15 protein-coding genes are annotated in these 20,071 nt (G+C 68.9%); 4 read left to right on the forward strand and 11 right to left on the reverse strand.

What is annotated here, in order from left to right; all coding sequences use genetic code 11:
• Nucleotides 1-6 precede the first annotated feature (6 nt).
• The 10 genes from ACIPPS_RS03025 to ACIPPS_RS03070 form a co-directional block, all read right to left on the reverse strand.
• Nucleotides 7-993 (reverse strand): ABC transporter permease, encoded by a 987-nt coding sequence (locus ACIPPS_RS03025; protein ID WP_401426107.1) that lies wholly within the window; start codon nt 991-993, stop codon nt 7-9.
• Complete coding sequence (locus ACIPPS_RS03030; protein ID WP_401426110.1) at nt 986-1,909, reverse strand: ABC transporter permease; 924 nt, start codon at nt 1,907-1,909, stop codon at nt 986-988. The genes ACIPPS_RS03025 and ACIPPS_RS03030 overlap by 8 nt, the downstream gene beginning before the upstream one ends.
• An 82-nt stretch (nt 1,910-1,991) precedes the next feature.
• Nucleotides 1,992-3,617 (reverse strand): ABC transporter substrate-binding protein, encoded by a 1,626-nt coding sequence (locus ACIPPS_RS03035; protein ID WP_401426113.1) that lies wholly within the window; start codon nt 3,615-3,617, stop codon nt 1,992-1,994.
• A 173-nt stretch (nt 3,618-3,790) separates the two neighbouring features.
• On the reverse strand, nt 3,791-4,954 hold the full coding sequence (locus ACIPPS_RS03040) for an ABC transporter ATP-binding protein (protein ID WP_401426115.1): 1,164 nt from the start codon (nt 4,952-4,954) through the stop codon (nt 3,791-3,793).
• Complete coding sequence (locus tag ACIPPS_RS03045; protein ID WP_401427184.1) at nt 4,947-6,005, reverse strand: ABC transporter ATP-binding protein; 1,059 nt, start codon at nt 6,003-6,005, stop codon at nt 4,947-4,949. The genes ACIPPS_RS03040 and ACIPPS_RS03045 overlap by 8 nt, the downstream gene beginning before the upstream one ends.
• A gap of 23 nt (nt 6,006-6,028) precedes the next feature.
• Nucleotides 6,029-6,973 (reverse strand): ABC transporter permease, encoded by a 945-nt coding sequence (locus tag ACIPPS_RS03050; protein ID WP_401426117.1) that lies wholly within the window; start codon nt 6,971-6,973, stop codon nt 6,029-6,031.
• On the reverse strand, nt 6,966-7,895 hold the full coding sequence (locus ACIPPS_RS03055) for an ABC transporter permease (RefSeq protein ID WP_401426120.1): 930 nt from the start codon (nt 7,893-7,895) through the stop codon (nt 6,966-6,968). The genes ACIPPS_RS03050 and ACIPPS_RS03055 overlap by 8 nt, the downstream gene beginning before the upstream one ends.
• A gap of 128 nt (nt 7,896-8,023) precedes the next feature.
• Nucleotides 8,024-9,640 carry an ABC transporter substrate-binding protein gene (locus ACIPPS_RS03060; RefSeq protein ID WP_401426122.1) on the reverse strand — a complete coding sequence of 539 codons (1,617 nt, stop codon included), beginning with the start codon at nt 9,638-9,640 and terminating at the stop codon, nt 8,024-8,026.
• Between the two features lie 435 nt (nt 9,641-10,075).
• A complete protein-coding gene (gene typA / locus ACIPPS_RS03065) occupies nt 10,076-11,977 on the reverse strand; it encodes a translational GTPase TypA (RefSeq protein ID WP_401426124.1) in 1,902 nt (633 codons plus the stop codon).
• A gap of 370 nt (nt 11,978-12,347) precedes the next feature.
• Nucleotides 12,348-14,846: an ABC transporter substrate-binding protein gene (locus ACIPPS_RS03070; protein ID WP_401426126.1), complete on the reverse strand. Its 2,499-nt coding sequence runs from the start codon at nt 14,844-14,846 to the stop codon at nt 12,348-12,350.
• A 265-nt stretch (nt 14,847-15,111) separates the two neighbouring features.
• Between ACIPPS_RS03070 and ACIPPS_RS03075 the strand changes: the two genes are divergently transcribed.
• The 4 genes from ACIPPS_RS03075 (at nt 15,112) to ACIPPS_RS03090 (ending at nt 18,923) form a co-directional block, all read left to right on the forward strand.
• Nucleotides 15,112-15,339 (forward strand): hypothetical protein, encoded by a 228-nt coding sequence (locus ACIPPS_RS03075; protein WP_401426129.1) that lies wholly within the window; start codon nt 15,112-15,114, stop codon nt 15,337-15,339.
• A gap of 95 nt (nt 15,340-15,434) precedes the next feature.
• Nucleotides 15,435-16,271, forward strand: coding sequence for a hypothetical protein (locus ACIPPS_RS03080; protein ID WP_401426131.1), 837 nt, complete (start codon nt 15,435-15,437; stop codon nt 16,269-16,271).
• Nucleotide 16,272: 1 nt separating this feature from the next.
• Nucleotides 16,273-18,156 carry a fumarate reductase/succinate dehydrogenase flavoprotein subunit gene (locus tag ACIPPS_RS03085; RefSeq protein ID WP_401426134.1) on the forward strand — a complete coding sequence of 628 codons (1,884 nt, stop codon included), beginning with the start codon at nt 16,273-16,275 and terminating at the stop codon, nt 18,154-18,156.
• Nucleotides 18,153-18,923: a succinate dehydrogenase/fumarate reductase iron-sulfur subunit gene (locus tag ACIPPS_RS03090; RefSeq protein WP_401426136.1), complete on the forward strand. Its 771-nt coding sequence runs from the start codon at nt 18,153-18,155 to the stop codon at nt 18,921-18,923. The genes ACIPPS_RS03085 and ACIPPS_RS03090 overlap by 4 nt, the downstream gene beginning before the upstream one ends.
• Before the next feature lie 100 nt (nt 18,924-19,023).
• On the opposite strand, the gene ACIPPS_RS03095 is transcribed toward ACIPPS_RS03090, so the two are convergent.
• Nucleotides 19,024-20,043, reverse strand: coding sequence for a hypothetical protein (locus ACIPPS_RS03095; RefSeq protein WP_401426138.1), 1,020 nt, complete (start codon nt 20,041-20,043; stop codon nt 19,024-19,026).
• Nucleotides 20,044-20,071 lie beyond the last annotated feature (28 nt).

The raw sequence follows: 20,071 nt of genomic DNA on the forward strand, positions 1-20,071 counted from the left end.
GGGCGGCTACCTCAGCTTCGGGTCGAGGGCGTCGCGCACCGCGTCGCCGAGCATGATGAACGCGAGCACGGTGATGGCGAGCGCGCCGGCCGGCCAGAGCAGCATGTGCGGGGCGTTGCGGATGTACTGCGAGGCCGAGGAGATGTCGATGCCCCAGGAGACGGTGGGCGGCTTCAGCCCGACGCCGAGGTACGACAGGGTCGCTTCGAGCGAGATGTACGTACCGAGGGCGATGGTCGCCACGACGATGACCGGGGCGACGGCGTTGGGCGCGATGTGGCGGAGCAGCATGCGGGAGTTGGAGGCGCCGAGCGCCCGGGCCGCCTGCACGTAGTCGTTCTGCTTGGCGGTGATGACGGAGCCGCGGGCGATGCGGGAGATCTGCGGCCAGCCGAGCAGCACCATGAAGCCGATGACGGGCCAGATCGTGGCGCTGGTGACGACGGACAGCAGGACGAGGCCGCCGAGGACGACCGGGATGGCGAAGAAGACGTCGGTGATCCGGGAGAGGATCGCGTCCCAGCCGCCGCCGAAGAAGCCGGCCAGGCCGCCGAGGAGCGAGCCGAGGATCCCGACACCGAGGGTGGCGAGGACGCCGACGGCCACGGAGGTCCGGGCGCCGTAGACCGTACGGGTGTACACGTCGCAGCCCTGGCCGTTGAAGCCGAAGGGGTGGCCGGGCTGGGAGCCCTCCTGGGCCTTGGACAGGTCGCACTGGAGGGGGTCTCCACTGGCGATCAGGGACGGCCAGATGGAGATGATCACGAGGAAGAGGATGATCAGGCCCGAGACGATGAAGACCGGGTTGCGGCGCAGGTCGTGCCAGGCGTCGGACCAGAGGGAGCGGGGTTTGCCGGCCGGTCCGGTGCCCTGGGGCCCGCCCGGTGTCTTCTCCAGGGACGCGCCCTCCTCCATGGCGAGGTCCGTGGCGCCGCCCGCCCCCGTGTGGTCGATGGCGCGCCCGTCGTCGAACGGCTCATGGGGCTCAGGCATAGCGGATCCTCGGGTCAAGGACGGCGTACAGGAGGTCGACGAGGAGGTTGGCCACCAGGAAGACGATGACGAGGACGGTCACGAAGCCGACGACGGTCTGGGTGTTCTGCCGGACGATGCCCTGGTAGAGCTGGTAGCCGACGCCGTGGATGTTGAAGATCCGCTCCGTGACGATGGCGCCGCCCATCAGCGCGCCGATGTCGGCGCCGATGAAGGTCACCACCGGGATGAGGCTGTTGCGCAGCAGGTGGCGGGTGATGACCCGGTGCCGCGGCAGGCCCTTGGCGACGGCGGTACGGACGTAGTCGGCGCGCTTGTTCTCCGCGATCGAGGTCCGGGTGAGCCGGGTGACGTAGGCGAGGGAGACCGAGGCGAGGACGAGGCCGGGGACGATCAGCTCGCCGAAGGCGGCCTCGGAGGAGACGGCGGGCTTGATCCAGCCCCACTTCACGCCGAGGAGGAGCTGGAGCAGCAGGCCGGTGACGAAGGTCGGGATCGAGATGACGACCAGGGTCAGCAGCAGGACGCTGGTGTCGACGGGCCGTCCGCGCTTCAGGCCCGTGAGGACGCCGAGGCTGATGCCGATGACGATCTCGAAGAGGATCGCGACGATCGTGAGCCGGATGGTGACCGGGAAGGCGCTGGCCATCAGCTCGGTGACGGGCTGACCGTTGAAGGCCGTACCGAAGTCGCCGGTGAAGAGGTTGCCCATGTAGGTCAGGTATTGCTGCCAGACGGGCTTGTCGAGGCCGAACTCCTTCTCCAGCTGGGCGGCGGTGGCCGGATCGCAGGCGCGGTCGCCGCAGAGGCCCGCGATGGGGTCGCCCATCACGTTCACCATCAGGAAGATCAGCAGGGTGGCGCCGATGAAGACCGGGATCATCTGCAGCAGACGCCGGATCACATAACGACCCATGAGGGGCTCCGGGGGTGTGGGGTAGGCGTACGGCCCGGCGCGTGGGAGATCGCCGGGCCGGACCGTACGCCGACGCGCTGCGTCAGTTGACCTTGATCTGGTCGTAGACCGGGACGCTGAACGGGTTGAGCAACACGTTGGACACGCGGTCGGAGTAGCCGGCGCTGCCGTTCTGGTACCAGAGCGGGATCGCGCCCATGTCGTCGCGGAGGACTTCCTCGGCCTGCTGGAAGGTCTCGACGGCCTTGCCGATGTCGGACTCGGCGTTGGCCTGGTCGACGAGCTTGTCGAACTCCGGGTCGGTGTACTTGCCGTCGTTGGACGAGGCGTTGGTGTAGTACAGCGGCTGCAGGAAGTTCTGGATGAGGGGGTAGTCCATCTGCCAGCCGGCCCGGAAGGGGCCGGGCATCTTCTGCGTGGAGACCTGGCTGCGGTAGTCGGCGAAGGTGCCGATCGGGTTGCCGACGCAGGCCCGGTTGTTGCCGAGCGCGTTGTTGATGGAGTTGCAGACGGCGTCCACCCACTCCTTGTGGGAGCCGGTGTCGGCGTTGTACGAGATCCTCATCGTGCCGCCGGGGATGCCGCCGCCCTCGGCGACGAGCTTCTTCGCCTCCGCCGCGTCGTACGTGCAGAAGTCGCCGCAGATGTTCTTGAAGCCGCCGTCCTCGCCGAGGACCGGGGAGGTCCAGTCGACGGCGGGGGTCCGGGTCTTCTGGAAGATCGTGTCGGTGATCTGCTCGCGGTTGATCGCCCGGGAGAGGCCCTGCCGCAGCTTCTCCTGACCGGGCTTGTTCCACGCCGGGTCGTAGAAGGGGAAGCCGAGGGTCTGGATGATGCCGGCCGGTTCGTTGATGTACCGGTCGCCGAGGTCGGCCTGGACGTTCTTGAGCTGCGAGGCCGGCACGTCGTCGACGAGGTCGAGGTTGCCGGCCGTCAGGTCGGTGTAGGCGGTGTTGTTGTCGGTGTAGACCTTGAGGGTCACGCCGCCGTTCTGCGCCTTGTCCCCGCCGGGGTAGCCGTCCCAGCGCCTCAGCTCCATCTGGGAGCCCTTGGCGTACGAGTCGACCGTGTACGGGCCGTTGCCGACGGGCTTGTCCAGCCAGCCGGCGTGGTCGTCGTAGAAGGCCTTGGGGAGCGGGGAGAACGCGGCGTAGCCGAGGGTGTCGGGCCAGGTGGAGAACTTCTGGGTGAGCTTGACCGTGAAGGTCTTGGGGTCGACGACCTTGAGGCCGGACATGGTCTCTGCGGTCGGCTCGCCCTTCTCGGGGTGGACCTGGTCGTAGCCCTCGATCTGGCCGAAGAAGGAGGCGTTCTTCTGGTTGTTCTTCAGATGGGCGCCGTAGTTCCACGCGTCCACGAAGGAGTTCGCGGTGACCGCCTCACCGTTGGAGAAGGTCCAGCCGTCCTTGACGGTGATGGTGAAGTTCGTGGAGTCCGTGGTGTCGATCTTCTCGGCGAGCATGTTCGTGGCCGCGCCGGTCTTCGGGTCGTACTGCTTGAGCCCACGGAAGATCATGGAAAGGACCTTGCCGCCCTGCACCTCGTTGGTGTTGGCGGGCTCCAGCGGGTTCTGCGGGTCACCCCAGGAAGAGCTCACGACGCCGTCCGCGCCACCACCTCCGCCGTCGTCTCCGCCGCCGCAGGCCGTGGCCGTGAGGGCGACGGCAGCGGCCAGTGCGGCCCACTTGGCGTGCGTGGCTCCGCGCATGAGGTGCCTCCCGAGGGTCCTGGTATGTACCGAGAGCCCCAATATCACCCGAGTGCGGGCGGTATGCACCTTAGCGACACCCGGTCGGCGAGGCCCGGACGGGAAACGCGCGAGGGCGCCCCGGCCGTGATGGCCGGGGCGCCCTCGTCACGTACAGCGCCGTCGAGAAGGGGCTACGCCGCGTGGACGACGTCCTTCTCCTCGGCGAAGTGGCACGCCGACTCGTGCGCGGCCGGGGTGTCCGCGCCCTGGAACCGCTCCGGGATCGCCAGCAGCGGGACCTCGGTGGAGCACTTGTCCTGCGCCTTCCAGCACCGGGTGCGGAAGCGGCAGCCCGACGGCGGGTTGGCCGGCGAGGGGACGTCACCGGTGAGGATGATCCGCTCGCGGCCCTCTCGGGCGTCCGGGTCCGGGACCGGGACCGCCGACAGCAGCGCCTGGGTGTAGGGGTGCGTCGGGTGGTCGTAGATCTGCGTGTCCGTACCGATCTCGGCCATCTTGCCGAGGTACATCACGCCGACCCGGTCCGAGATGTGCCGGACGATCGACAGGTCGTGCGCGATGAAGAGGTAGGAGAGGTTGAACTCGTCCTGCAGCTTCTCCATCAGGTTGATGACCTGCGCCTGGACGGAGACGTCCAGGGCGGAGACCGGCTCGTCGCAGATGATGATCTCGGGGTTGAGCGCGAGGCCGCGGGCGATGCCGATGCGCTGGCGCTGACCGCCGGAGAACTGGTGCGGGTAGCGGTTGATGTACTCGGGGTTCAGACCGACCACATCGAGCAGCTCCTGCACCCGGCGCCGCCGGTCGCCCTTCGGGGCCACCTCGGGGTGGATGTCGAAGGGCTCACCGATGATGTCGCCGACCGTCATCCGCGGGTTCAGCGAGGTGTACGGGTCCTGGAACACCATCTGGATGTTCCGGCGGACGGCCTTCAGCGCGCGGCCGGACAGCTTGGTGATGTCCTGGCCCTTGTAGAAGACCTCGCCGGCGGTGGCCCGCTCCAGGGTCATCAGCAGCTTGGCGACCGTGGACTTGCCACAGCCGGACTCGCCGACGATGCCGAGGGTCTCGCCCTGGTAGAGGTCGAAGGAGACCCCGTCCACGGCCTTGACCGCGCCGACCTGCTTCTTGAAGAGGATGCCCTGGGTCAGCGGGAAGTGCTTGACCAGGTTGCGCACCTGCAGGATCGGCTCACCGCGCTCGACCGGCGCGTCGAGGGCGGCCACGGCCTCCGCCTCGCCGGCGACCTCGGCCGTGTGCACCTCGGTGACGTTCGGAGTCGCGTCCGCGGCGGAGCCCTCCGGCGATGTAGCAGCCTTGCTGAGCTCAGCCATGGATCGTCTCCTTCCAGAAGTGGCAGGCGCTGCCGCGACCGAGCAGCTCGGTGCCGTCCTGCTCGGTGACCGGCGTGAGCGCCGGGATCTCCGTGCGGCAGATGTCGTCGGCCTTGGGGCAGCGCGGGTTGAACGCGCAGCCGGTGGGGACCCGGAGCAGGTTGGGCGGCAGGCCCTTGATCGCGTACAGCTCCTGGCCCTTCTGGTCCAGGCGCGGGATCGAGTCGAGCAGACCCCGGGTGTACGGGTGGGCCGGGCGCTTGTACAGCTCGTGGACCGGGGCGGTCTCGACGATCCGGCCCGCGTACATCACCGCGATCTTGTCCGCGACGTCGGCGACGACGCCGAGGTCGTGGGTGATCAGGATCAGACCCATGTTGTACTCGCGCTGGAGCTCCGCGAGCAGGTCCATCACCTGGGCCTGCACGGTCACGTCGAGCGCCGTGGTGGGCTCGTCGGCGATGATCAGGTCCGGCTCCAGGGCGAGCGCCATCGCGATCATGATGCGCTGGCGCATACCGCCGGAGAACTGGTGGGGGTAGTCGTTGACCCGGGCCGCGGCGGCCGGGATCTTGACCTTGTCCATCAGCTCGATGGCCTTGGCCTTGGCCTCCTTCTTGGAGAGGCCGTGGTGCACCCGGAACATCTCGCCGAGCTGGTAGCCGACGGAGAGGACCGGGTTGAGGGAGGACAGCGCGTCCTGGAAGATCATCGCGATCTTCCGGCCGCGGATCTTCCGGCGCTCCTCGCCGGACATCTTCAGCATGTCCTCGCCGCGGAAGAAGATCTCACCCTTGGGGATCTTGCCGGGCGGCATGTCGAGAATGCCCATGACGGCCTGCGCGGTGACGGACTTGCCGGACCCGGACTCGCCGAGCACGGCGAGCGTCTCGCCCGCGTTCACGCTGTAGTTGACGCCGTTGACCGCCTTGGCCACACCGTCACGGGTGTGGAACTCCACGTGCAGGTCCCGCACTTCGAGGAGCGGGCCGGTGTGCTCGTCGCCGCCGCGCGGGGCGGGGACGCTCGCGGTCTTGTCAGTGTTGTCGATGAGACTCACGTTGTACGCCCTCCTCAGCGCAGCTTGGGGTCGAGGGCGCTGCGGACCGCATCGCCGAGCATGATGAACGCCAGGACGGTCATCGACACCATGACCGACGGGATGATCAGGACGAACGCCGCGTTGCGCAGCTGCTCCTGACCGGACGAGATGTCGACGCCCCACGAGACGGTCGGCTCGGCGAGACCGATGCCCAGGAAGGAGAGCGTGGCCTCCGCGGAGATGTAGCCGCCGAGCGCGATGGTGGCGACGACGATCACCGGGGCGATGGCGTTCGGCAGGATGTGCCGGAGCAGGATCCGGGTGGTCGAGGCGCCGAGCGCCTTGGCCGCCATCACGTAGTCCGCCTGCTTGATGGTGATCACCGAGCCGCGGGCGACTCGGGCGATCTGGGTCCAGCCGAGGAAGGCCAGGGCCAGGATGACGACCCAGAGCTTGCGCTCCTCGAAGGAGGTCAGGACGACCATCGCGCCGAGGATGAAGGGGACGCCGAAGAAGATGTCGGTGATCCGGGAGAGGATCGTGTCCGCCCAGCCGCCGAAGTAGCCGGCGAGCATGCCGACGACCGTACCGAGGACGGTGACGAGCACGGTGACGACGACGGCGACGGCGATCGAGGCGCGGGCGCCGTAGATGACACGCGCGTAGATCGAGCGGCCCTGGATGTCGTAGCCGAACCAGTCCTCGTTGAAGAGGCTGCCCCAGTTCGGCTTCTGGAGGTAGTGCTTGGCCAGGTCCGCGTGGCGCGGGTCGGCGCCGGTGAACAGGCCGGGGAAGACGGCCATCGTCAGCAGGACGACGATCAGGACCGCGGAGACCAGGAAGATCGGGTTACGGCGCAGATCGTGCCAGGCGTCCGACCAGAGGCTGCGCGGCTTCTCGGCCTTCTCGACCGGCTGGGCGGCGGTCGCGTCCGCCGAGGGCTGTTCGGCGACAGCTTCCTTGAGTGCCTCAGGCATAACGGATCCTCGGGTCCAGGACCGCGTAGAGCAGGTCGACGAGCAGGCTGGCGACGAGATAGACGACCACGATCAGGGTCACGATGCCCACGACGGTGGCGCCCTCACGGTGGCGCAGCGCGGAGAAGACGTTGTAGCCGACACCCTGGACGTTGAAGATGCCCTCGGTGACGACCGCGCCGCCCATCAGGGCGCCGATGTCGGTGCCGAGGAAGGTGACGACGGGGATCATCGAGTTGCGCATCAGGTGCACGCCGATGATGCGGCGGCGCGGCAGGCCCTTGGCCACCGCGGTGCGCATGTAGTCGGAGCGCAGGTTCTCGGCGATCGAGGTACGCGTGAGCCGGGCGACGTACGCCAGTGACAGCGAACCGAGCACGATGGCCGGCAGGAGCAGTTCGTTCCACTCCGCCAGGGCGCTCACGTTCGGGTCGACCCAGCCGAGCTGGTGGGCGAAGAAGTACTGCGCCAGGAAGCCGAGGACGAACGAGGGGACGGAGATCAGGAGCAGGGTCAGGACCAGCAGACCGCGGTCCCGGAGCGTGTCGGCCTTCAGCCCGGCGAAGACACCGAGGGAGATACCGACGAGCGCGGTGAAGGTGAAGGCGAACAGGGTGAGTCTGATCGTGATGGGGAACGCGTCCGCGATGATGTCCGCGACGGGTTGCCCGCTGGCGATCTGCGTGCCGAAGTCGCCCTGGAACAGGTTGACGAGGTAGTTCCCGTACTGGACCAGAAGCGGCTGGTCGAGTCCGAGGTCCTTCTTCATCGCGGCGATCTGCGCCGGGTCGACGGTCTGCTCTCCCGCGAGCGCGCGCACGGGATCGCCGGGCAGCGCGTACATCATGGAGAAGACCAGCAAGGTTGATCCGATGAAGACCGGGATCATCTGGAGCAGTCGCCGCGCGACATAACGCCCCATGTTTGCCTCCGATATGAATACCTACAGCCCCCGGGGCCGGTCCCTGGTTGTGGGATCCGGCCCCGGGGGCCTACCGCCAACTGCGGTGGCGGGGTGACGGCCGATGTGGGGTGGGCCCGTGGGGCTCGTTACTTGGTGGTGACCTCGGTGATGTTGAAGTCACCGTGGAAGTCGACGGTCACGTTGTCGACAGCCTCGGAGTGACCACCGTTGATCTTGTACTCCCACAGCGGGATCGCCGGCATCTTCGTGAGGACGAGCTTCTCGGCCTCCTGGTAGAGCTTGATCGACTCTTCCAGGGTCTTGGCGTTGTCGCCCTTCTTGAACGCGGCGTCGACCTGCGGGTCCGAGAAGCGACCGTTGTTCGCCTCGGCCGTCGTGCCGTACAGCTCACGCATGAAGTTGACGTTCACGGGGTAGTCGGCCACCCAGCCACCGCGGTACATCGCCTTGACCTGGTTGTTGTCACGCGCTTCCAGGTCGGTCTGGAAGTCCGGCTTGGCGTCCGGGATGCAGTCCACACCGGTGGAGTTGCGGATCGACTCGCAGACCGCGGTGATCCACTCCTTGTGGCCGCCGTCGGCGTTGTACTGGATCCAGATCTTGTTCTCCGGAACGCCGCCGCCCTCGGTGACGAGCTGCTTGGCCTTCGCCGGGTTGAACTTGAAGATGTCGCTGCCGAGGTCCTGCTTACCGGCGACACCCTGCGGGATGAAGCTGGTGGCCGGCTGGCGGGTGCCGTTGAGCACCGTCTTCGTGATCGTGTCCCGGTCGATCGCCATCGACAGACCCTGCAGGACCTTCGGGTTGATGCCCTTGAAGGTCTTGGAGTAGAAGGTCGGGACGAGGCTCTGGATGGCCGCGTACGGCTGCTCGACCGCGCGGTCGCCGAGGTCCTGCTTGTACTTCGGCAGGTCCTTCGGGCCGACCTGGCGGATCATGTCCAGGTTGCCGGAGAGGAGGTCCTGGTACGCGGCCTCGACGGTCGCGTAGTTCTTGAAGAGGACACCCTTGTTCTTGGCCTTGTTCGGGCCCAGGTAGTCAGGGTTGGCCTTGACCTGGATGACCTTCTTGTGGTCCCACTTCTCGAAGATGTAGGGACCGTTGCCGACCGGCTTCTGACCGAACGCCTTGGTGTCCTTGTAGAAGACCTCGGGCAGCGGGGCCCAGGTCGTGTACCCGAGCTTGTACTCGAAGTACGGGACCGGGTTGGTGAGCTCGATCGTGAAGGTCGTGTCGTCGACGACCTTCAGGCCCGACATCTCCTTCTTCGTCGGGGCGCCCTTCTCCGGGTGGACGTCGGCGTAGCCGGCGATGTCCTCGAACCAGAAGGCGTTCTGCTGCTTGTTCTCGATGTTGGCGTACCAGTTCCACGCCTTGACGTAGGACGCCGACGTGACGGGCGTGCCGTCGTGGAACTTCCAGCCCGGCTTGAGCTTGACGGTCCACGTCTTCGAGTCGGTCGTCTTGATCGACTCGGCGTTCGTGTAGACGATCTTGCCCTGCGCGTCGAAGTCCAGCAGCTGCGTGAAGACAGACTGGATGACGTAGCTACCGAGCGACTCATTGGTGTCGGCCGGGATCAGCGGCTTCTGGGGCTCACCGACGTCGATCGAGACATAGCCCTCGGGCTTGCCCTTCTCCTTCGAGGCGTTGTCATCGCCACTACCCCCGCCACAGGCGGTCGCTGCCAGGGCGACGACGATCGCGCCCACTACCCACTTGGCGCTCTTGGCACCGCGCATGGGTTCCTCCTCATGAGTCCACTTGTCACTACAAGAAGGGCACTTCCGAGTGCGCCGACACCCCTGACGGCGCTGCACTCATGTGCCCCGAGTGTGCTCGTGAGTCGGCACTCCCCACAGTGCGTGACCCATTGACCCGAGCTCAATGCAGCCAACTATTAAGTACGCCCGGGCTGTAAACCACACTTAAGTGGTCTCGTTTTGGCAACATCACCAGGGGCCATGAGACCGAAATCCGGACAAAGCGATCACAGACAGACACCCGCGAAACGGACCGTTAACACACGTTCCGGAGAGCGACGGCCGATATCCGGACACCCCGCCCATGAAATGGATTTGACGAAAGGCCCGGATCCCCACAGTGACTGCGGGGATCCGGGCCTTGGGTCTGAGGCGGCGTCAGCCTGTGCGTAGGCCGACGCGTCCGTCGATGCGTCAGCCGTTCTTGGCGCGCGACGCGGTGCGACCGCGCTGGTTCTGGTCCAGGACGACCTTGCGGATACGCACGGCCTCCGGGGTGACCTCGACGCACTCGTCGTCGCGGCAGAACTCCAGGGACTGCTCCAGGGAGAGCTTGCGCGGCGGGACGATCGCCTCGAAGGAGTCGGCGGAGGCGGAGCGCATGTTGGTGAGCTTCTTCTCCTTGGTGATGTTCACGTCCATGTCGTCGGAGCGCGAGTTCTCGCCGACGATCATGCCCTCGTACACCTCGGTGCCGGGGTCGGTGAACAGGACACCGCGCTCCTGGAGGTTGGTCATCGCGAAGGCGGTGACCGCACCCGCGCGGTCGGCGACCAGAGAACCGTTGTTACGGGTCGTCAGCGTGCCGAACCACGGCTCGTGGCCCTCGTGGATCGAGTGGGCGATGCCCGTACCGCGGGTGTTGGTCAGGAACTCCGTACGGAAGCCGATGAGGCCACGGGACGGAACGACGAACTCCATGCGGACCCAGCCGGAGCCGTGGTTCGACATGTTGTCCATGCGGCCCTTGCGGACACCCATGAGCTGCGTGACCGCACCCATGTGCTCCTCGGGCACGTCGACCGTGAGGCGCTCGACGGGCTCGTGGGTCTTGCCGTCGACCTCCTTGGTGACGACCTGCGGCTTGCCGATGGTCAGCTCGAAGCCCTCGCGGCGCATCTGCTCGACCAGGATGGCGAGCGCGAGCTCACCACGGCCCTGGACCTCCCAGGCGTCGGGACGCTCGGTGTCGAGGACGCGGAGCGAGACGTTACCGATCAGCTCGCGGTCCAGACGGTCCTTGACCTGGCGGGCGGTGACCTTGCGCTGCTTGACCGCGGACTTGGCGTCCGCGCCCTTGCCCGTGCCACCACGGCCGACGAGCGGCGAGGTGTTGGTGCCGATGGTCATGGAGATGGCCGGCTGGTCGACCGTGATCAGCGGCAGCGCGATCGGGTTCTCCGGGTCGGCCAGGGTCTCGCCGATCATGATGTCCGGGATACCGGCGACGGCGCAGATGTCACCGGGGCCGGCGACCTCGGCCGGCTTGCGGGTGAGCGCCTCGGTCATCATCAGCTCGGTGATGCGGACGTTGGAGATCGTGCCGTCCCGCTTGATCCACGCGACCGTCTGGCCCTTGCGCAGCTCGCCCTGCTCGACGCGGAGGAGCGCGATACGGCCGAGGAAGTTGTCGGCGTCGAGGTTGGTGACGTGCGCCTGCAGCGGCGCGTCCTCGTCGTACGACGGGGCCGGCACGTGCTCCAGGATCGTGGAGAAGAAGGGCTCCAGGCTGTCGCTGTCGGCGGGGACCGTGCCGTTCTCCGGCTTGGTCAGCGAGGCGATGCCGTCACGGCCGCAGGCGTAGACGATCGGGAACTCGATCTGGTCCTCGTCCGCGTCCAGGTCGAGGAAGAGGTCGTAGGTCTCGTTGACGACCTCGTCGATCCGGGAGTCCGGGCGGTCCGTCTTGTTGATGCAGAGGATGACGGGCAGGCGCTGCTGGAGGGCCTTGCGCAGCACGAAGCGGGTCTGCGGCAGCGGACCCTCGGAGGCGTCCACGAGAAGGACGACCGCGTCGACCATCGACAGACCGCGCTCGACCTCGCCACCGAAGTCGGCGTGGCCCGGGGTGTCGATGATGTTGATCGTGATCGGGGCCCCGCCGTCCTTGGGGTGATACTTCACCGCCGTGTTCTTGGCGAGGATCGTGATGCCCTTCTCACGCTCCAGGTCGTTCGAGTCCATCATGCGGTCGTCGAGGTGCTGGTGGGCGGCGAAGGCACCGGCCTGCTTGAGCATGGCGTCGACGATGGTCGTCTTGCCATGGTCGACGTGGGCGACGATGGCGACGTTACGGATGTCGTGGCGCGTGGGCATGGGTGCTTGCGCTTCTCTCGGATCGTGGGATGCGGCGTCAGTTCCTCTTACGCCCGCCGGGCGGACGCGCCACGGCTATGTCCCATGGTACGGGGCCGCCGCGCAAGGGGCTTCCCCGCCCGGAATCGAGAGGGTGTGGTGGGGAGGAGTGGGGGCACTGAGCGTGCGGAACGGGCCGGGTCAAGGGGCCGGACGTGATCCTGCCCGCCGGGGGCACCGGCGGGCAAGGAAATTGAGCGGCTTCTGAGGTTGCGACCTGCGGTTTCTCCTACTTGCGGGGGGTGCGACCGCTACGTGCGGGGGTGCGACCGCTACGTGCGGGGGTGCGACCACCACGTGCCGGGACTCGACCACCACGTGCGGCGGGCGCCTACTTCTTCGTGTTGCTCTCCGCGCCCTTCACGCCCGCCGGCTTCTTGTAGCCGATGTCCTGATAGCGCGGGGCGGCGAAGCCCCAGGCGCCGGCGTTCACGATGCCGGGCTTGACCGCCACCAGCTGGGGACGCTGATAGAGGGGAATCGATCCTGCGGCGGCCCAGATCCGGGCGTCGGCCTGGCGGACCAGGTCGCGGGCCTCCTTCTCGTCGAGGGTGGCCACCGCCTGGTCGAACAGTTGATCGATACGGTCCGTCCCGACGCGGGAGTAGTTCTGCTCGACCAGGAGCGAGCCGTCCGAGGCCGGCTCCGGCTTGGCGAAGATCGGCCGGGCGTCGGTCGCCGGGAAGGCGGTGGCGGGCCAGGAGTAGAGGGCGAGGTCGTAGTCGCCCGCGGCGATGTGGTCCTTGAAGAAACTCTCGTCGGCGACCTTGATGATCTCCGTACGGATGCCGACCTCGTCGAGCATGTGGACGATCTTGTCGCCGACCGTGCGGAGCGACTCCGAGCCGGGGCCGGAGGGAAGGACGAAGCGCAGGTTGAGCGCCTCGCCGTCCTTGCCGAGCGCCTGACCGGCGGCCGCCGGGACGGCGGGGGCGGCGGTGCCGCGCGGGGCGTAGGCACCGGCGACGCCCTTCTCGGGGCGCGCCGGGTTCTGGGCCTTGGCCTCGGCCCCCGCGTCGCCGACCGCGGCATTGTCCCGTGCGTCGAGCAGGCTGGCCTGCCGCAGCACGGCGATGTTCTGCAGGGCCGCGCCCGGGGCGGGCGCGAGGACGTTGGTGCCGTTCTCCGGGCCGGCGGCGCCGATCACCGGCTCGCCGGCCTTGCCGTCGACGCGGGCCGCGGTGGAGCCCGGCTTGTCGTCGCCGACGATGTAGAGGCCCTCGTCGGAGGCGGCGTCGGAGGCGGGCTTCTTCTCGGCGGGCTTCTCGGCGGGCTTGTCGGACGCCTTCTTCTCGGTGTCGGCCTTCTCGTCGGCGCCCGTCCCCTTCTTCTCCCCGTCCGTCTTCTTCTCCGCGCCGTCCGCCTTCTTCTCGGAGTCCGTCTTCTCGGTGTCGGCCTCGCTGCCCGCCTTCGTCCCTGCGGGCTTCTTCGTCGCGCCGCCCGGCACCCAGCCCGCGTCCGCGAGGAGGGCCCGCGCCTCCTTCATGTCCTGGTCCCCGAGCGCGTCACTGCTGTCCGCGTACGCCGCCTGCCCCGCCAGGGCCAGGTGGCTGCCGGGCGGCCGGGCCGGCAGCCCCAGCGGCTTGAGCACGGATTCGGCCAGTTCCTGACGGTCGAGCGCGCGGGCCACCGCCCGCCGTACCCGCTCGTCCGCGAGCGGACCGGACTCACCGTTCAGGGAGAGCTGGGTGTACGCGGGCTCCAGCGACTTGCGGACCACGAACGCCCCGAGCGCCCGCTGCTCCTCCGCGTACCGGTCGACGGCCAGCTGGTTCTTCTCGCGGGCGGCCTGGACGACCTCCGCCTTCTCCTCGTCGGAGCCGTTGGCCAGCGCCCAGGACTTCAGAGCGGCCGACGGGGTGATCGCCGCGCCCGGGCCGTGCGAGAGGGCCTGCGGGCCGCTCTGGCCGGCGCGGGAGTCCCGTACCGCGAGCGCGATCCGGTCGGCGCCCGCCCGGTCGATCTCGGCCAGATCCAGGTCTCCTTCGGCGAGCGCGGCCACGCGGTCCTTGCGCTCCACGGCCTTGAGGACGAGCTGGTCGAGCTTGGCCGGCTGGCCCCACCAGCGGGGGTTCCGGGCGAGGGTGACCGTGCCGGCCTTGCGGTCGGAGGCCTTGAGCAGGAACGGTCCCGCGGTGGACTTCAGGGTGGTCCGCGCGCCGTCGTTGAAGGAGGCCGGGGAGCCCATCACCTCCTTCGGGTAGAGGGGGGTGAAGAGGGACTGCCAGTCGGCGTACGGCTTGCCGAAGGTGACCCGTACCTCCAGGTCGTTCTTGCCGCGCTCGATCTTCTCGATCCGCTCGTAGCCGGAGTTGCGGGCGGTCCAGTACGCGGTGTCCCGTCCGCTCAGGGCCCGCCACTGCGCGACGAAGTCGGGGGCGCCGAGCTCGCGGCCGTCGCTCCACACCGCCTGCTGGTTGAGCTTGTAGAGGACGACCTGCTTGGGCTCCGTCTCGACGACCTGCGCGGACTCCAGGAAGTCCGGGTTGCGCTGCGGTCGGCCGCTCCCGTCGAGGGTGTAGAGCGCGGGCAGGACGGCTCCGACGATCCGGGAGGTGGCGCCGTCCGCGTCGGCCTGGAAGGCGTTGAGCGTGGTGGGCATCGCGTCCACGGCCCAGTTCAGCGTGCCGCCGTCCTTCACCCGGTCGCGGGCCGCGGGCGCGTGGTCCGGGGCGGCGGCCGCGGCCTCCTCGCCTCCGTCGGCGGAGCTGCATCCGGCCAGGACGGAGAGGGCGAGCACGGCGCTGGTGAGCGTGGCGACGGAGCGGAGCGTGCGGGAGCGGGGGCTCCTGGAGCATGTCCTCCCGCGAGGGGCGCCGACCTGGGACATGACTTGTACCCCTTCGTCCAGTTTTATGGCATATGGCGATGATCACACCTATTGCTCATCCACTGAAAAGGACGGACCGGATCCGGCCACGGCGACACGGCGGCAGGACGGGGCAAACCCACCCGTGCGGCCCAACCGCCCGGGCGGCGCCGCTCTCCGGACGAGTGGAATCCCGTACACATGGCTTCACAAGCGGGATGTGACGCGCAACACTCTCCCCCCATCGCGTGTTCGCCACCCGCACTCGCGGAAGTGAGGGCAATCCATGTCCCTTCAGGACGATCTGGCGGCCGTCAAGGGCTGCCTGGAAGACCTGGTCCGCACGGTCGGACAACTGGAACGCGGCATCGCGGCGGAGCGGGGCGGTGTCCCGGCGCCCCCTCCCCGCCGCCCCGAGGACCTCGTGACGATCCCCGACACCCCGTACGACAGCGGGCTGTGGACGGACTCGGACGACGAGGGCCTGGGAGGACGCGACCGGCGCGCCCCCTAGGAGATCGCCCCTGAGAGCCGCGCCCGTGCGGCACGTGCCCCAGGACCCGCGCCCCCCGGAGACCGACCGTCGCCACGCGTCCCAGGAGAACGATCTTGGCCACAGGAACCGAACCGCCGTCCACCGGCAGGGGGGTGCCCGCCACCGGCGTGCACTCCCCTTCCCGTGCGGCCATCGCACCGCGCCACCTCAGGACCGACCGCTGGTGGCTGGCGCCCGCCGTCACCGCCGCCGGGCTGCTCGCCTTCGTCGCGTACTCCACCTGGCGCGCCTTCGCCAACAGCGACTACTACGCGGCCCCCTACGTCTCGCCGTTCTACTCACCCTGCCTCGCCGAGAACTGCGTCCCGATGAAGGGCGGCCCCAACTGGGAGATCTTCGGCAGCTGGTGGGGCCTCTCCCCCGCCCTGCTGATCCTGATCTTCCCGCTCGGCTTCCGGCTGACCTGCTACTACTACCGCAAGGCCTACTACCGCGGCTTCTGGGCCTCCCCGCCGGCCTGCGCGGTCGCCGAGCCGCACCGGACGTACACCGGCGAGACCCGCTTCCCGCTGATCCTGCAGAACATCCACCGGTACTTCTTCTACGCCGCCGTGCCGGTCGCCGCGATCCTCACGTACGACACCGTGCTGACCTTCCGGGACTCCTCCTACGCGTGGGGCCACGCGGGCCTGGGGACTCTGATCTTCCTGGTCAACATCGTGCTGATCTGGGCGTACACCCTCTCGTGCCACTCCTGCCGGCACATCGTCGGCGGGCGGCTCAAGCACTTCTCCCGGCACCCGGTGCGCTACCGCATGTGGAGCCTGGTCGGGCGTCTCAACGCGCGCCACATGGTGCTCGCCTGGGCCTCCTTGATCTCGGTCGCCGTCTGCGACCTGTACGTGTACCTGCTCGCCACCGGTACCTTCGACGACCCGAGGATCTTCTGACATGGCGCAAGTCGAGCGGCAGCAGTGGGACGTGGTCGTGGTCGGCGCGGGCGGCGCGGGGCTGCGGGCCGCGATCGAGGCGCGCGAGCGGGGCGCGCGGACCGCCGTCATCTGCAAGTCGCTGTTCGGCAAGGCGCACACGGTGATGGCCGAGGGCGGCATCGCCGCCTCCATGGCCAACGCCAACCCGCACGACAACTGGCAGGTCCACTTCCGCGACACCATGCGCGGTGGGAAGTTCCTCAACCAGTGGCGGATGGCCGAGCTGCACGCGCAGGAGGCGCCGGACCGGGTGTGGGAGCTGGAGACCTGGGGCGCCCTCTTCGACCGGACGCCGGACGGCCGGATCTCCCAGCGCAACTTCGGCGGCCACGAGTATCCGCGCCTCGCCCACGTCGGCGACCGGACCGGCCTGGAGCTGATCCGTACGCTCCAGCAGAAGACGGTCGCCCTCCAGCAGGAGGACTTCCGGGAGACGGGGTCCTACGAGTCCCGGCTGAAGGTCTTCCAGGAGTGCACGGTCACCCGGGTCCTGCGCGACGACGCGGGGCGGGTCGCGGGGGTGTTCTGCTACGAGCGGGAGACCGGCCGCTTCTTCGTCCTGGAGGCGCCGGCCGTGGTCCTGGCGACCGGCGGGATCGGCAAGTCCTTCAAGGTGACGTCCAACTCGTGGGAGTACACCGGCGACGGCCACGCGCTCGCGCTGCTCGCGGGCGCGCCGCTGGTGAACATGGAGTTCGTGCAGTTCCATCCGACCGGGATGGTCTGGCCGCCGTCGGTGAAGGGGATCCTGGTCACCGAGTCGGTGCGAGGCGACGGCGGTGTGCTGCGCAACTCCGAGGGCAAGCGGTTCATGTTCGACTACGTCCCCGACGTCTTCAAGGAGAAGTACGCGCGGACGGAGGAGGAGGGCGACCGCTGGTACGAGGACCCGGACAACAACCGGCGCCCGCCCGAGCTGCTGCCGCGCGACGAGGTGGCGCGGGCCATCAACTCCGAGGTGAAGGCGGGGCGCGGCTCGCCGCACGGCGGGGTGTTCCTGGACGTGTCCACGCGGATGCCGGCCGAGGTGATCAAGCGCCGACTGCCGTCGATGTACCACCAGTTCAAGGAGCTGGCGGACGTCGACATCACGGCGGAGGCGATGGAGGTCGGGCCGACCTGCCACTACGTGATGGGCGGTGTCGCGGTCGACTCGGAGACGGCGGCCACGGTCGGCGTCCCGGGTCTCTTCGCGGCCGGTGAGGTCGCGGGGGGCATGCACGGCTCCAACCGGCTGGGCGGCAACTCGCTCTCCGACCTGCTGGTCTTCGGGCGCCGGGCGGGATGGCACGCGGCGCTGTACGCGACGTCGTCCCCGCGCACGGCGGTCACGCAGGCGGGTGTCGAGGCGGCGGCGGCCGAGGCGCTGGCACCGTTCGGCGCGGCGGAGGAGCCGTCCGCCGAGAACCCGTACACCCTCCACCAGGAACTTCAGCAGACCATGAACGACCTCGTCGGGATCATCCGGCGGGAGGGCGAGATGGCCGAGGCGCTGGAGCGGATCGCCGAGCTGCGTGTCCGGGCCCGGCGGGCCGGGGTCGAGGGGCACCGACAGTTCAACCCGGGCTGGCACCTGGCCCTCGACCTGCGGAACATGCTGCTGGTGAGTGAGTGCGTGGCCCGCGCGGCGCTGGAGCGGACCGAGAGCCGGGGCGGGCACACCCGGGAGGACCACCCGTCGATGGACCGGGAGTGGCGGCCGGTGAACCTGCTCTGCCACCCGGCGGACGACGGCATCGCCCTCGAACGGACGCGCACGGAACCCATCCGTCCGGACCTCCTCGCGCTGTTCGAGAAGGAGGAGCTGGTCAAGTACCTCGCCGAGGAGGAGCTGTACGAGTGAGTACCTATGACGCGCACTTCAGGGTGTGGCGGGGCGACACCGACGGCGGGGAGCTGACGGACTTCACGGTCGAGGTGAACGACGGCGAGGTGGTCCTGGACATCATCCACCGCCTGCAGGCCACCCAGGCCCCCGATCTCGCCGTGCGCTGGAACTGCAAGGCGGGCAAGTGCGGTTCGTGCTCGGCCGAGATCAACGGACGGCCGCGGCTGCTGTGCATGACCCGGATGTCGACCTTCGACCGGGCGGAGACGCTCACGATCACCCCGCTGCGGGCCTTCCCGGTCGTGCGCGACCTGGTGACGGACGTGTCCTTCAACTACACGAAGGCGCGGGAGATCCCGGCCTTCGTGCCGCCGGAGGGGGTCGCTCCGGGCGAGTACCGGATGCGGCAGATGGATGTGGAGCGCTCGCAGGAGTTCCGCAAGTGCATCGAGTGCTTCCTCTGCCAGGACACCTGCCATGTGGTGCGCGACCACGAGGAGAACAAGACCGCGTTCGCCGGACCGCGCTTCCTGATGCGCGTCGCGGAGCTGGACATGCACCCTCTGGACGCGGCGGCCGAGAGCGGCCTCGACCGGAAGCGGACCGCACAGGAGGAGCACGGGCTCGGCTACTGCAACATCACGAAGTGCTGCACGGAGGTGTGCCCCGAGGGCATCAAGATCACCGACAACGCGCTGATCCCCTTGAAGGAACGGGTCGTGGACCGTTCGTACGACCCGCTGGTCTGGCTGGGGAACAAGATCCGGCGACGGGGGGAGTAGGCGAGGGGGCCCGGCAGCGGGAGACGTGGGCGGCGGGGGCGCAGGCGGCGGGTCCCTGGCGGCTCGCCCCTAGCGGCGCGCCCTCCGGGTCCGCGCGCCGTCAGTGCCAGTCGCGGCGGTAGGCGGTCCAGTCCTCCTCCTTCGCGGCGAAGTCGACGTAGAGCGCGACCCCGAACCGCTCGCGGTCGTGGTCCGTGCGGCCCAGGCCCAGCCGGGTGCCGCGGATCGCGGCCGCGACGGTCTCCGCGGACTCGTGGTGCCCGAGGTCGTCCTCGTGGAAGAACGGCAGGCCCATGAGCAGGTCGGTCGTCTCGGGCGTGACCTCCAGGGCGAGACTCGTCTGCTGGGCGACGTACCCGCCGTACATCCCCTCCAGCGGCATCCAGGTGTCGTACGACATGACGGCTATCTGGTCGACGCGGCGGGCGACCTGGCCGAAGAACTGCTGCGACCACCACTTCTCGCTGCCGCTGACCGCGCCGTTCACCGCGTGCAGGGCGGGCAGGGGGTCGATCTGGTGGGCGGCGACGGAGAGCGGGGCCTTGCGGGCCCGGGTCAGCTCGCCGAGGTCGTCCAGGAGGGAGAGGTAGTGCGCGTCGTCCGAGAGCAGGGGCTCCAGGTCGAAGTGGACCCCGTCGAAGCCGGCGTCGAGGATCTGCCGGGCCGAGCCCACGACGGCGGCGCGTGCGGCCGCGTCCTCCAGGCGCAGCCCGTCAGGGCCCTCGGTGGCGAGGACGTCGCCGAGCCAGGCGTGCACCCGTATGCCGGGCATCGTGCGGCGGACGGCGTCGATCAGCCACGCGGCGCGGGGATACCGGGCGGTGGGGAGCGTGCCGTCGTGCTCCAGCGGGCCGGCGTGGACGTACAGGTCCCGTATCCCCGTGCCCTTGATCCGGGCGGCGAAGGCGGCGAGGTCCGCGTCCTTCCTCCGGCCGTCCACCCAGGCGTGGCCCAGCCAGATCGCGTCCTTGCCGCGCGTGAGCGTGCCGGAGCGGAGGTCACCCGTGTAGTTCAGCCGGAGCGCCAGCGCGGAGCCGGCCGCGGGGACGATCAACAGCAGGGCGAGCACGAGCGCGATCCATCGGCCCCGCCGCCACCACAGACGTACGCGCCCGTTCATACGACCCCCCAGATCCGTACCGATGTGA

Source organism: Streptomyces sp. NPDC090127 (genome assembly GCF_044746945.1).
Lineage (GTDB): Bacteria > Actinomycetota > Actinomycetes > Streptomycetales > Streptomycetaceae > Streptomyces.

Excerpts from the sequence above, each read along its gene's own strand:
- ACIPPS_RS03050 (WP_401426117.1), bottom strand. The coding sequence starts at position 6,973 with ATGCCTGAGGCACTCAAGGAAGCTGTCGCCGAACAGCCCTCGGCGGAC.
- ACIPPS_RS03060 (WP_401426122.1), bottom strand. The coding sequence starts at position 9,640 with ATGCGCGGTGCCAAGAGCGCCAAGTGGGTAGTGGGCGCGATCGTCGTC.
- ACIPPS_RS03075 (WP_401426129.1), top strand. The coding sequence starts at position 15,112 with ATGTCCCTTCAGGACGATCTGGCGGCCGTCAAGGGCTGCCTGGAAGAC.
- ACIPPS_RS03085 (WP_401426134.1), top strand. The coding sequence starts at position 16,273 with ATGGCGCAAGTCGAGCGGCAGCAGTGGGACGTGGTCGTGGTCGGCGCG.
- ACIPPS_RS03035 (WP_401426113.1), bottom strand. The coding sequence starts at position 3,617 with ATGCGCGGAGCCACGCACGCCAAGTGGGCCGCACTGGCCGCTGCCGTC.
- ACIPPS_RS03070 (WP_401426126.1), bottom strand. The coding sequence starts at position 14,846 with ATGTCCCAGGTCGGCGCCCCTCGCGGGAGGACATGCTCCAGGAGCCCC.
- ACIPPS_RS03040 (WP_401426115.1), bottom strand. The coding sequence starts at position 4,954 with ATGGCTGAGCTCAGCAAGGCTGCTACATCGCCGGAGGGCTCCGCCGCG.
- ACIPPS_RS03030 (WP_401426110.1), bottom strand. The coding sequence starts at position 1,909 with ATGGGTCGTTATGTGATCCGGCGTCTGCTGCAGATGATCCCGGTCTTC.
- ACIPPS_RS03025 (WP_401426107.1), bottom strand. The coding sequence starts at position 993 with ATGCCTGAGCCCCATGAGCCGTTCGACGACGGGCGCGCCATCGACCAC.
- ACIPPS_RS03095 (WP_401426138.1), bottom strand. The coding sequence starts at position 20,043 with ATGAACGGGCGCGTACGTCTGTGGTGGCGGCGGGGCCGATGGATCGCG.
- ACIPPS_RS03055 (WP_401426120.1), bottom strand. The coding sequence starts at position 7,895 with ATGGGGCGTTATGTCGCGCGGCGACTGCTCCAGATGATCCCGGTCTTC.
- typA (WP_401426124.1), bottom strand. The coding sequence starts at position 11,977 with ATGCCCACGCGCCACGACATCCGTAACGTCGCCATCGTCGCCCACGTC.